This window comes from Methylobacterium planeticum (genome assembly GCF_008806345.1).
Taxonomy (GTDB): Bacteria; Pseudomonadota; Alphaproteobacteria; order Rhizobiales; family Beijerinckiaceae; genus Methylobacterium; species Methylobacterium planeticum.
This window is the reverse complement of sequence record NZ_VZZJ01000013.1, coordinates 92,198-104,784: the sequence shown is the minus strand read 5'-3', so window position 1 is coordinate 104,784 and position 12,587 is coordinate 92,198. Positions and strand designations below refer to the sequence as shown.

The following is a 12,587-nucleotide window of genomic DNA, read 5'->3' as shown; positions in this document are numbered from 1 at the left end:
CGGTACCCAAAGGCGCGGGTGCCGGTCGCTAGCCGGATGGGCGCCGGCGGGCCAGCGCCCCCCTGAGGGCCTGGGCGACCCGCTCGGCCGAGTAGGGCTTGCGGACGAGCTCGAAGCCGTGCGCGTCGTCCGTCGCCAGCGCGTCGCTGTAGCCGGTCGTCAGCACCACCGGCAGTTCCGGATGGCTTCCGCGCAGCCGCCGCGCGAGGGCGACGCCACCCATGCCCGGCATGACCACGTCCGAGAACACCGCGTCGAACCCGGCCGGATCCCGTTCCATCTCGTCCAGCGCCGCCTCGGCATTGTGCGCCCAGACCGTCGCGTGGCCGAGATCCTGAAGGAGCTGCACGCAGAAGCGACCGACGTCGAGGTTGTCCTCGACGACCAGGAGGCGCAGCGACCGTTCCTCGTGCCGGATCGCGGGCCTGCCGTCGTCGGCCTCGTCGGTCCGGACCGGCGGCTCGACCTGGGGCAGGTAGAGGACGAAGGTCGTGCCGCGGCCGACCTCGCTCGCGACCTTCACGTCGCCCCCGGATTGCTTGGCGAACCCGATGACCTGGGAGAGGCCGAGGCCGGTGCCCTTCCCGACCTCCTTCGTCGTGAAGAAGGGCTCGAAGATCCGCTCCAGCAGGTCCGGCGCGATGCCCGCGCCCCCGTCCGCGACCGACACCGCCGCGAAGGGCCCGCGCGCACCCGCGTGGCCGCGGATGCCGGGAAGCGCGGCCCCGCATTCCAGCCGAAGCGTCAGCGTGCCCGCGCCGTCCATGGCGTCGCGCGCGTTCACCGCCAGGTTGACCAGGGCTGTCTCGAACTGGCTCGGGTCGGACCGCACGTGGCAGGGCACCTCCGGCAGCTCGGTCACGATGCGGATGCGCGCGCCCGTCACGGCGTTCAGCATGTCCGAGACGCCGCGCAGGCGCACGCCGACGTCGAACACCTCGGGCTGGAGCGCCTGCCGCCTGGCGAAGGCCAGCAGCTGGCTCGTGAGCTTCGAGGCCCGCTCCACGGTGTCGGAGACCGCCTCAAGGTACCGCCTGCGCCGCTCCTCGGCGAGGTCCGGCCGACGCAGGAACTCGACCGACGAGCGGATGATGGTCAGCAGGTTGTTGAAGTCATGCGCCACGCCGCCCGTGAGCTGTCCGACCGCATCCAGCTTCTGGGCGTGATGGAGGGCCTCCTCGGCCCTGGAGAGGCGTTCCTGGTCGCGCAGCCGCTCGGTCACGTCCTGGACGTACTGGAAGGCGCCGAGCCGGCGCCCCTCGGCGTCGCGCAACGTCGTGAACTTGATCTCGTAGCAGGGACGCTTCCTGTCCGGGTCGCCGAACGCCTCGACCACCGTGAACTCCTCGCCCGCCAGCGCCCTTGCCCAGGTCGCGCGCACCGGGGCGACGTGCTCGGGCCTCTGCGACAGGAGGTCGAGGATGTCGTCGCCGACACGGGGGCGGATGCCGAAGACCGCCTCGAACTCCTCGACCCAGGCCCGGTTTGCCGCCAGCAACCGGAAGTCGGTGTCGAGCGCGCCGACGAGGGCGTCGGTGGTCTCGAACACCTCGGCCCAGAGCTTGCGCTGCAGGAGCACCTCCTCGACGCGCCGCTCCAGCGTCTCGTTCATCTCGCGCAGCCGGCCCTCGGCGAGCTTGCGGTCGTGGACGTCCTCGACGACGCCGTACCAGCGCACGATGGCGCCGTCGGGGTCCCGGCGCGGCTGGGCGCGGGCGCGCATCCAGCGGTACTTGCCGGTCGCCGCCATGCGGAGGCGGTAGTCCACGTCGACGGGCTCGCCCGACGAGAGCGCGGCCGCGAACGCGTCCATGGTTCCCGGCAGGTCGTCGGGATGCAAGACCCTGGTCCAGCCGGAGCCGTCCGGTTCGCCCGGGGCCTGGCCCGTGAGTTCGAGCCAGCGGTTCGAGTACGAGGTGACGTTGCCGTGCGGGTCGCAGGTCCACGGCACCTGCGGGTTGAGCTCGACGGTCTGGCGGTAATGCTCCTCGCTCTCGCGCAGGGCCCGGTCGCCGAGCACGCGCTTGGTGGTCTCGTTGGTGAAGATGAACAGCCCCGCGACCACCCCGTCGCGGTCGAGCACGCGCGAGTAGGAGAACGAGAACCAGGTGTCGGCGAGGCCGCGGTCGGTGTCGAGCTTCCACGGCAGGTCGTCGAAGCGGCGGCTGCGGCCCGCGAAGGCATCGTCGATGATGGGCTTGGCCTGCTCCCAGGCATCGGCCCAGACCACGTCGAAGCGCTCGCCCATCGCCCAGGCCAGCCGGGGGCCGAGCAGCGGGAAGTAGGTGTCGTTGAAGAAGAAGCTGAGGTCCGGCCCCCAGGCCAGGATCATCGATTCCGGGGAGTTCAGCACGAGGCTGAGAGCCGTTCGGAGCTCGACCGGCCAGCCTTCTGGCGGCCCGAGGGGATGGTCCGACCAGTCGCGCCCGCGGATCAGGCGCGCGGCCTCGCCGCCGCCCGCCAGGAAGGCCAGGGCGTCGCTCACCGCGTCATGCCCCTTGGGGGTGCCGCCGTCCTTCCGCACGACCCGATTCCCCCGGCCCTTCCCTGAGATGCGTGCCCGCCCGCGGGATGCGGGCATGGTCGCGCGACCGGGACCGGAACCCTTCGGCGCGCCGCCGCGACCGCGGGCCCAGCCGCAGGCACATCGCGCGCAACCTATCAGCGCAGCCTCGCCCGCGGCAATGCCGGGCGGGTTCGATCGAGCCCCCCGCGACAGCTTGTACCTGGCCGCCCTATCCGTCGGCCCTGTTCGCCGCGCGCGGTCCGCCCGAGACGAGCCGCAGGCCGGGCGGGGAGCGCCTCGCGATGGCCTCCGCAGCCTTGCGCGCCGGCTCCTCGAGGGAGCGGGCGAGGGGTCGGCGCCGCACGATCGGGGTGGCCGAAGGTGACACCCGCATGGGCGCCGTGCTACCCGGCCCGATGGCAGCCAAGCACTCCCAGCACGTCGCCCTGACGGCCCCGCTCGCGCGCTTCGTCGCGGACCAGGTCGCCGGCGGCGAGTACGCCTCGGCCAGCGAGGTGATCCGTGCGGGCCTGCGCCTGCTCATGGAGCGGGAGGAGGGCAGGGCCCTGGCGAGGGCGAACCGCGGGAAGCGGCGTCCCGGCGAGGCCGGGCTTTCGCAAGAGGGCGCTTGAGCCGATGCCGTCCTTCGCCGCCTTCGATGGCTCCGACGCCGCCCGCAGGCTGGTCGAGCGCGAGCGGCAGGTCCTGGCGCAGATCGCGTCCGGCGTGCCCCTCGGCGCGGTGCTGGAGGACCTGCTTCGCGCGGTGGAGGAGCAGACCGACCAGCACATGATGACCTCGGTGCTGTTCCTGAGCGAGAACGGGCGATCCCTGCGTCACGGGGCGGCCCCGAGCCTGCCAGCCGCCTACAACGAGGCCATCGACGGCATCGCCATCGGCGAAGGCGTCGGCTCCTGTGGCACGGCCGTCGCCCGGGCCGAAGCCGTCTACGCGAGCGACATCGCCGCGGACCCGCTCTGGGAGGACTTTCGGGACCTGGCCCTGGGACACGGCCTGCGGGCCTGCTGGTCGACCCCGATCCGGGCCGCGGGCGGGACGGTGCTCGGCACCTTCGCGGTCTACTACGCCCAGCCCCGAACGCCGACGCCGTGCGACCTCGAAGCCATCGCGCTCATCACGCAGACCGCCGCCCTCGCCATCGAGCGGCACAGCTCGGACCAAGCCCTGCGCCGGAGCCAGGACGAGTTGCGGCGCCTCAACGAACGGCTCGAAAGGGACGTCGCGGCCCGGACCCATGAGCGCGACCGCGCCTGGGGGCTGTCGCAGGACCTCCTCGTCGTCGCGCGCATCGACGGCAGCCTCGAAGCCGTCAACGAGGCGTGGACGCGCCTGCTCGGCTGGGAGGACCGGGAGTTGCTGGGCGTCCCCTTCGTCGACCTCACGCACCCGGACGACGTCGAACCGACGCTGGCGGCCTTCGCGGACGTCCTGCGCCGGCCGTTGACGACGCCCTACGAGTACCGCCTCCGGCACAAGGACGGCAGCTACCGGTGGTTCGCCTGGACGGGAACCTTCGAGGACGGTCACGTCTACGGCAGCGGCCGGGACGTGACCGCGCACAGGGAGCGGGAGGGCATCCTCCGCGACACCCAGGACTTCGCCCGCCTGGCGCTCTCCGCGGTGGGGGGCGTGGGGGCCTGGACCTACGAGGTCGCGAGCGACCTCTTCTTCTACGACGCCGCCATCGCCGAGCTCTACGCGCTCGATCCGGCGCGGGGGCCGGGCGGCGTGACGCGGGCGGAGTTCCTCGGCAACGTCCACCCCGACGACCGGGCCTCGCTGAAGGCCACGATGGCCGGCGGCTTGGCCAACCCCGGCGACATCGAGCTCGAATACCGCATCCTCCATCCGAACGGGGCGGTCCGCTGGGTGAATTCGCGCGGCCACACCTATCACGACGCGGACGGCACGCCGATCCGGCGGACCGGGGTCGGGGTCGACACCACCGGTCAGCGGCAGACGGAAGAGGCCCTGCGCCAGGCGCAGAAGATGGAGGCCGTCGGGCAGTTGACCGGCGGCGTGGCGCACGATTTCAACAACCTTCTCACCGTCATCAAGTCGTCGACCGACCTCCTCAAGCGCCCGAACCTCTCGGACGAGCGCCGCGCCCGCTACGTCGGCGCGATCTCCGACACGGTCGAGCGCGCCGCCAAGCTGACGGGCCAGCTCCTTGCCTTCGCGCGGCGGCAGGCGCTCAAGCCCGAGGTGTTCGACACTTGCGACAGCGTGCGGGCCATCGGCGACATGATGGGCACGCTCACCGGCTCGCGCATCGTGATCGAGACCGACCTGCCCGGGGAGGCCTGTCACGTCGACGCCGATCCGAGCCAGTTCGACACCGCCCTGGTGAACATGGCCGTCAACGCCCGCGATGCCATGGACGGCGAGGGCCGCCTCACCATCGTCGTGCGGCCCGTAGAGGGAATGCCCGGCCTGCGCCGGCAGCCCGCCATCAGGGGCGCGTTCGTGGCCGTGTCGGTCTCCGACACCGGCTGCGGCATCCCCGCCGACCGGCTCGAACGGATCTTCGAGCCGTTCTTCACCACCAAGGGCGTGGGCCAGGGCACCGGCCTCGGGCTCAGCCAGGTGTTCGGGTTCGCCAAGCAGTCGGGCGGCGAGGTGGCGGTCGCCAGCGTGCTCGGCGAGGGCGCCACGTTCACGCTCTACCTGCCGCGGGTGCCGGGGTCCGAAACGGCGGCGTCCGCGGCGCGGGAACCGGAGTTCCTGGCGGATGGTCACGGCACCTGCGTCCTCGTCGTCGAGGACAATGTCGACGTGGGCACCTTCGCGACCCAGACGCTGGCGGAGCTCGGTTACGGGACCGTCTGGGCCGCGAGCGCCGAGGAGGCGCTGGCCGAGCTGGCGAAGGACGCGGACCGGTTCGACGTGGTGTTCACCGACGTGGTCATGCCCGGCACGAACGGCATCGACCTCGCCCACGAGATCCGCCGCCTGTACCATGACCTGCCGGTGCTCCTGGCGTCCGGCTACAGTCACGTGCTGGCGCAGAACGGCACCTACGGGTTCGAGCTGCTGCACAAGCCCTACTCGGTCGAGCAGCTCTCGCGCCTGCTGCGCAAGGTCGCGACCTGGCAGCGTCGGAAGCGCATCCTGGGCGCGTAGCCGGGCTCGCGTCCCGACGGCGAAGCTTCCGCAAAAGGCCCGCAATCGCGGGGTATCGTGCTAGACAGTGCCTGCAAGCGCGCACGCGACTCCGGGTCATCGGCGTTCGAGCAAGCTCCGCGGCGGCGCGGCCCGACCCGGGCCACGACGCGGGCGGCGGACCTCAAAATCATGTCGAAGCGCATCGTCGCACGCGCGAACCTCCTCGGCTTCGGGGTGCTGCTCGCCATCCTGGCCCTCGTCGGGGCCGTGACCTGGGAGCGTCTCGACGCCTCGCGCGAGGCCCGCGCGTGGTCGCAGCACAGCTATCGCGTGCTCGCCACCCTGAAGGACCTCGCCATCGCCCTGCGCGACGCGGAGACCGGACAGCGCGGCTACATCATCACGGGCAGGGACGATTACCTCGCGCCCTACGAGGCCGCCCGCGACCGGCTCGGCATCCTCCAGGGCGAGTTGCAGAAGATCACCGCCGACAACCCGGCCCAGCAGGAGCGCCTGCATGCCCTGGCGCCGGTCGTGCAGCGTAAGCTCGAGGAGCTCGCCCAGACGGTGCGACTGCGCCGCGACGTCGGCGTCGAGGCGGCCGAGCGCCTCGTCAACACCGATGCGGGCCGCGGCTTCATGAAGGAGGCCGAGGCGACGCTCGGAGCCATGCTGGCCGAGGAGGAGGCGCTCCTCGCCCGACGCCTCCGCGAGAACGACGCACGCGCCACCTGGGTGCACTGGCTGACGCTGGGCGGCTTCCTCCTCGCCGTCCTGACCCTGCTCTGGGCCGCCCGCCTCCTGAACCACGCCGTGTCTCGCTCGAACCGGACCGAGACCGAGCAGCGCACGCTGGCGCTGCGCCTGCGCACGACCCTCGACAGCCTAAGCCAGGGCGTCGCGGTGTTCGGGCCGGACGGGATGCTGAAGAACTGGAACGCGTGCTTCGAGGTTCTGCTCGATCTGCCCAAGGCCCTGGTCCGGCCCGGTACGGCCTACGGGGCTTTCGCCGAGCACACCGCCGAGCCGGGCCGCCCCGGCCTGGAGAGCGAAGACCAGGTCCGGCACGGCGGGCAGGGCCCCCGCGAGGCGGTGACGTACGAGCGCGAGCGATCCGACGGGCACCACCTCGAGATCCGCCGCACCACGATGCCGGACGGCGGCTTCGTCCTGACCATCTCCGACATGACCAAGCGCGCCCAGGCCGAGGGCGTGCTGCGCGAGGCCCAGAAGATGCAGGCCATCGGCCAGTTGACCGGGGGCATCGCGCACGACTTCAACAACCTGCTGCAGGTGATCCTCGGGAACCTGGAGTTCGTCCGCGCAAAGCTGGCGGACGACGCCAAGCTGCAGGAGCGGATCGAGCGCGCCGCCTGGGCGGCCCAGCGCGGCGCGACCCTGACCGGCCAGCTCCTCGCCTTCGCCCGCAAGCAGCCGCTCGCTCCGGCCGCCGTCGACCTGGCGGCGACGATGCCGGACTTGGTCCCGCTGCTCCGGCGCACGCTGGGCGAGCACATCGCGGTGCGCTACGTCGAGACCGCCGGCCTGTGGCCGGCGATGGCCGACCCGGCACAATTGGAGAGCGCGGTCCTGAACCTCGCCCTGAACGCCCGCGACGCCATGCCGGGCGGGGGTCGCCTCACCATCGAGCTCGGCAACACGGTGCTGGACCACGCGTATGCCCGGCACCATGCCGAGGTCGTGCCCGGCGACTACGCCATGCTGGCGGTGTCCGATACCGGCCACGGCATGACGCCGGAGGTGGCGGCCCGCGTGTTCGAGCCGTTCTTCACGACCAAGCCCGACGGCAAGGGCACGGGGCTCGGCCTCGCCATGGTGTTCGGCTTCGTCAAGCAGTCGGGCGGCCATGTGAAGATCTACTCCGAGCCCGGCGAGGGCACGACGGTGAAGATCTACCTGCCGCGCGCCATCGGGACGGCGGCGGTCGGCGGCCGGCACGCCGGCGCACCCGTGGAGCTGCCGCGGGGCTCCGCCACCGTGCTGGTGGTGGAGGACGAAGCGGCGGTCCGGGAGATCGCCTGCGCGATCCTGGGGGACCTCGGCTACCGGGTGCTGGAGGCCGCGGACGGCGAGGAGGCGTTGCGCGTCTTCGGGGCGAACACGGCGTCCATCGACTTGCTGCTCACCGACGTGGTCCTGCCCGGGAAGGTGCGGGGCCGGGAGCTCTCCGAGCGCGTCCTGGCGCTGCGGCCTGAGGTGAGGGTGGTCTTCATGTCCGGCTACACCGAGAACTCCATCGTCCACCACGGCCGGCTGGACGACGGGGTGCAGCTTCTCGGCAAGCCGTTCAAGCGCGAGCAACTCGCCCGCAAGGTCGCCGAGGTGCTGGGGACGGCGGCCGCGCCCGCGCAAGCCGGCAACATCGTTGCGTTGCGTCCCAGGCGGGAATCGTGAGGCTCCGCGCCTAAGGCGCCGGCGATCCCGTGGGAACCACCCGGCGGCACCTGGACCGTTCGTGCGACCCCGTCGAGCGCATCGGAACGGCTTGCCGCGGAGCGCGAAGGATCGGTCGCCCGGTCGCGACATCGCCGGATGGTCCGGGCGGCGGGACGCGCTATCTAGGGACCTCCGTCGAACAAAGGCCGGCCATGGCGGTCGACCGGGCCGGCGCGGGGCAAGGTTGCGGCTTTTGAGGTCAGGTCCCCCGACGTCGCCCGGTCCCTCGGTGCGGTTGCGCCCGGCCCTCGAAGGCGGGGCATGATGCACGGACAAGCCGAGGGTTGGCCCCAGGATCCGCCGCACGAGGCGGGCGCGCTCCCGTCGGATGTGCTCTACCGGTCCGTCTTCGAGAGCCCCGTCGACTTCGCCATGATCGTCACCGGCCCGGAGGGCCGGGTCACCGCCTGGAACACCGGGGCCGAACGCGTGCTCGGCTGGTCGAGATCGGAGATGATCGGCGAGCCGGTCGACCGGTTCTTCACGCCCGAGGACCGTGCCGAGGGGCGTCCGGCCACCGAGATGCGCCTTTCCCTCGCGGACGGTCGGGCCGCCGACGAGCGCTGGCACCTGCGCAGGGACGGGACCCGCTTCTGGGCGAGCGGCGAGATGATGCCGCTCCGGGATGCCCTCGGCGGGCACATCGGGTTCCTCAAGATTCTGCGCGACCGGACCCGGGCACGCGAGTCCGGGAAGGCGCTGCGCGAGGCCGAGAGGCGGCGCACGACCCTGCTGGACCTGAACGACAGGCTGCGCGACATCGCCGACCCGGCCGGCCTCAGCTACGCGGCCTGCGCGGTGCTCGGGACCGCCCTGGAGGTGAGCCGCGTCGGTTACGGCATCATCGACAAGGTCGCCGAGACCATCACCATCGCGCGCGACTGGAACGCCCCCGGCATCGAGAGCCTCGCCGGCGTGCTGCATTTCCGCGATTACGGCTCCTACATCGAGGACCTGAAGCGAGGGGAGACCGCCATCGTCACCGATGCGCGGCTCGATCCGCGCACGCGGGACTCCGCCTCCGCCCTCGAGGCCATCAGCGCCCGGGCCTTCGTGAACATGCCCCTGGTCGAGCAGGGCTCGTCCGTGGCCCTCTTCTACGTGAACCACGCGCTCGCCCGTTCCTGGAGCGAGAGCGAGGTCGCGCTGATGCGGGAGGTCGCCGACCGGGTCCGGGGGGCGACGGAACGCCTGCGTTCGGAACGGGGGCTGCGCGAGAGCGAGGAGCAGTTCCGCGTCTTCGCCCAGGCCGTCCCCAACCAGGTCTGGGCATCCCGGCCCGACGGATACCTCTACTGGTTCAACAGCCAAGCCTACGCCTACGCCGGCACGCCGCTGGGCTCGATGGACGGCGCCACCGCATGGGGCAGCCTCGTCCATCCGGACGACCTCGTCGCGGCGGGCGAGGCCTGGACCCGGTCGCTGGCCGGCGGCGCGGTCTACGAGACCGAGTTCCGCATCCGGCGAGCCGACGGGGCGTACCGCTGGTTCCTGGTCCGGGCCGAGCCGGTCCGGGCGTCGGACGGGGCCATCACGCACTGGGTCGGCACCAACACCGACATCGACGACCGCCGGCGACAGGCGGCCGAACTGGCCGCCCTCAATGCCAGCCTGGAACGGCAGGTCGCCGAGCGCACGACCGACCGCAACGCGTTGTGGCAATTGTCGACCGACATCATGCTCCGTTGCGGCTTCGACGGCCGCGTCGCCGCCGTCAACCCGGCCTGGACGACGATGCTCGGCTGGCGCGAGGACGAGCTCGTCGGCACGTCGCTGTTCGACCTGCTCCATCCCGACGACGTCGAGGCGACCCTGGCCGGGGCGAGCAGCTCCGCCGAGGGACATTCCCTGGCGCGCTTCGAGAACCGCTATCGTCACAGGGACGGGAGCTATCGCTGGATCTCATGGTCTACCCGGCCCGACGAGCGCCTGATCAACGCGGTCGGTCGCGACGTGACGGCGGAGAAGGAACAAGCCGAGGCATTGTGCCGGGCCGAGGAGCAGCTCCGGCAATCCCAGAAGATGGAGGCCGTCGGCCAGCTGACCGGGGGCCTGGCGCATGACTTCAACAATCTGCTCGCCGGCATCTCTGGCAGCCTGGAGCTGCTGCAGACCCGGATGAGCCAGGGGCGGCTCACCGAGATCGACCGCTACATCAACGCCGCCCAGGGCGCCTCCAGGCGCGCCGCCGCGCTGACGCACAGGCTTCTGGCCTTCTCCCGCCGCCAGACCCTCGACCCCAAGCCGACCGACGTGAACAGGCTCGTGGCGGGCATGGAGGAACTCCTCCGACGCACGGTCGGGCCGTCGGTCCATTTCGAGGTGGTCGGCGCGCCGGGGCTATGGCCGGCGCTGGTCGACCCGCCACAACTTGAGAACGCGCTGCTCAACCTGTGCATCAACGCACGGGACGCCATGCCGGACGGGGGCCGGATCACCATCGAGACCGCCAACAAGTGGCTCGACGAGCGGGCGGCGAAGGAACGCGACCTGCCGCCCGGGCAGTACCTCTCGCTGTGCGTCACGGACACCGGCACCGGGATGACGCCCGAGGTGGTCGAGCGCGCCTTCGACCCGTTCTTCACCACCAAGCCCATCGGGCAGGGCACCGGCCTCGGCCTCAGCATGATCTACGGCTTCGTGCGCCAGTCCGGCGGACAGGTGCGGATCTACTCGGAGCTCGGCGAGGGCACCACCATGTGCCTCTACCTGCCCCGGTACTATGGCGAGACCGAGCAAGCCGAGGTGATGCCCTCGCTCGGCGACGCGCCCCGAGCCGGGCAGGACCAGACGGTGCTGATCGTCGACGACGAGCCCACTGTCCGCATGCTCGTCACCGAGGTCCTCGAGGACCTCGGATACACGGCCATCGAGGCCGCCGATGGGCCGTCCGGCCTCAAGGTCCTTCGTTCGGACGTGCGCATCGACCTGCTGGTCACCGATGTGGGCCTGCCGGGCGGCATGAACGGGCGGCAGATGGCCGATGCCGGCCGCGTGTCGCGCCCGGACCTGAAGGTGCTGTTCATCACGGGCTACGCCGAGAACGCGGTGGTCGGGAATGGCTACCTCGAACCCGGCATGGCCGTGCTGACCAAGCCCTTCATCATGGAGGCGCTGGCCTCCCGCATCCGGGACCTGATCGCGGGAGATTAGTGATTGACGTCTGACTGTGGGCACGAACGCCGCTGGCCCGAGGGGGCATCGCAGAGCCGCAGCGACGGAGGCAGCCCCTTGCTGAACCTCCCGAGACAGCCCCCCTGCGCCGGGCTTGAGGCCCTGCCGCGACGGGAACGGGTGACCGGCCTACGGGGCAGGGCGCGCGGGGCAGGGGCAAGGCGGCACCGGGGCGGGGGCGCCGGCCGCGGCATCGCGGAGGACGGTGACGGACCGGTGACCGACACCCTGCCTTTGCGCGGGTCGGGCGCAAGGGTCATGCTCCGCACCGGCTAGCGCGGCCGGTCGTCTTCGCCTTGATGATCTTGAGCGCCCACCGCGCGCCATGCGGGCCGACGCGCGGAAGGAGCCCCGGCCGCTGGCTGTCCAGTGAGGTCGTCGGTCCGGCCGCCCTCAGCGACGTCGCGGAGGGCCTTGCAAGGACCTTGCAAGGGCCTTGCAAGAGTGCGGTGCCTCGTGCTGATCCTACCGCATGGTCATATCTCCTAGGATCGCGCTCGCGGCCGGGCTCGCGAGCATCCCCTCGGCCGGCCTGGCAGAGCCGTTCGTGCAATCGATCACCATCGGGCATGCGAGCTTCGCGGCCTGCGCCTTCAGCGTGCTCGACCGGACTTATCCGACCCGTGTGCGGATGACGGAGCTGCGTCGATCCGATCCCATCCGGATCACGTTGAGTGACGCCATGGAGATGGATGTGCGGAGGGCCGGGCGCGGCGGCACGGTGGAGATCCGCTCGGCCTGGTCGTTCGGCGGCGAGCAATTCTATGCCCAGCGCACCTGGCGCGAGATCCAGGGATGCCTGCCCGCGGGCCCCTGAGGGCGCGGAGATGGCCGGCGCGGCATCTGGCGACCGGGGTGATGGTCGCGGCCGCCCGACCGACAACGGAAGCGGAGGAACCCTGACGTGAAGGGCGGCGCGCTCACCGCCGCGCTCGTTGCGCTGCTGGTGACCGGCGCACTGGCGCAGCAGCCCGCACCGGACGAGGCGATCGAGCGCGGCGTCGGTGCGTTCGCCGCCACCGTCCGGCGCGGCTCCCTGGCCGATGTGACCCGGAAGATCCAGGAATGCTGGGAGCAACTCGCCCACGCGCCGCGCGACCTGCAGGGCGCCTTCTACTGCGCGGCCTTCCACTTCGCCGCGGAGGAATTCGACAAGCGCGCCTCCTCGACCTTCGGCGCTGGCCAGACGATTTCGATCAACGACGCACGGGTGAACGCGCGGCGGGCGCTGAGCGCGGCCGGCATCTCGCCCACGAGCGCGGCCGGTATCATCGAACTCGTCCGTGAGCGGTCGATCGCCGCGACCTCCCGCCATTTCTGAGGA

7 protein-coding genes are annotated in these 12,587 nt (G+C 71.6%); 6 read left to right on the top strand and 1 reads right to left on the bottom strand.

Features of this window, described 5'->3' with window-relative positions; genetic code table 11:
• Positions 1-28: 28 nt before the first annotated feature.
• On the bottom strand, positions 29-2,524 hold the full coding sequence (locus F6X51_RS15955) for a PAS domain-containing protein (protein WP_407658572.1): 2,496 nt from the start codon (positions 2,522-2,524) through the stop codon (positions 29-31).
• A gap of 353 nt (positions 2,525-2,877) precedes the next feature.
• Between F6X51_RS15955 and F6X51_RS15950 the strand changes: the two genes are divergently transcribed.
• The 6 genes from F6X51_RS15950 (at position 2,878) to F6X51_RS15915 (ending at position 12,584) form a co-directional block, all read left to right on the top strand.
• Positions 2,878-3,138 carry a type II toxin-antitoxin system ParD family antitoxin gene (locus F6X51_RS15950; protein WP_246696829.1) on the top strand — a complete coding sequence of 87 codons (261 nt, stop codon included), beginning with the start codon at positions 2,878-2,880 and terminating at the stop codon, positions 3,136-3,138.
• Positions 3,139-3,142: 4 nt separating this feature from the next.
• Entirely contained in the window at positions 3,143-5,650 is a 2,508-nt protein-coding gene (locus F6X51_RS28615) for a PAS domain-containing protein (RefSeq protein WP_246696828.1), read from the top strand.
• 171 nt (positions 5,651-5,821) lie between these two features.
• On the top strand, positions 5,822-8,047 hold the full coding sequence (locus tag F6X51_RS15930) for a CHASE3 domain-containing protein (protein ID WP_150964668.1): 2,226 nt from the start codon (positions 5,822-5,824) through the stop codon (positions 8,045-8,047).
• A 303-nt stretch (positions 8,048-8,350) separates the two neighbouring features.
• Positions 8,351-11,242 carry a PAS domain S-box protein gene (locus F6X51_RS15925; protein WP_150964667.1) on the top strand — a complete coding sequence of 964 codons (2,892 nt, stop codon included), beginning with the start codon at positions 8,351-8,353 and terminating at the stop codon, positions 11,240-11,242.
• A 493-nt stretch (positions 11,243-11,735) separates the two neighbouring features.
• Positions 11,736-12,080, top strand: a complete 345-nt coding sequence (locus tag F6X51_RS15920) for a hypothetical protein (protein ID WP_150964666.1) — start codon at positions 11,736-11,738, stop codon at positions 12,078-12,080.
• An 87-nt stretch (positions 12,081-12,167) separates the two neighbouring features.
• On the top strand, positions 12,168-12,584 hold the full coding sequence (locus tag F6X51_RS15915) for a hypothetical protein (RefSeq protein WP_150964665.1): 417 nt from the start codon (positions 12,168-12,170) through the stop codon (positions 12,582-12,584).
• Positions 12,585-12,587: the final 3 nt, after the last annotated feature.

Bases quoted from the DNA above. Each gene is read 5' to 3' on its own strand.
- F6X51_RS28615 (WP_246696828.1), top strand. From the start codon at position 3,143: ATGCCGTCCTTCGCCGCCTTCGATGGCTCCGACGCCGCCCGCAGGCTG.
- F6X51_RS15925 (WP_150964667.1), top strand. From the start codon at position 8,351: ATGATGCACGGACAAGCCGAGGGTTGGCCCCAGGATCCGCCGCACGAG.
- F6X51_RS15930 (WP_150964668.1), top strand. From the start codon at position 5,822: ATGTCGAAGCGCATCGTCGCACGCGCGAACCTCCTCGGCTTCGGGGTG.
- F6X51_RS15920 (WP_150964666.1), top strand. From the start codon at position 11,736: ATGGTCATATCTCCTAGGATCGCGCTCGCGGCCGGGCTCGCGAGCATC.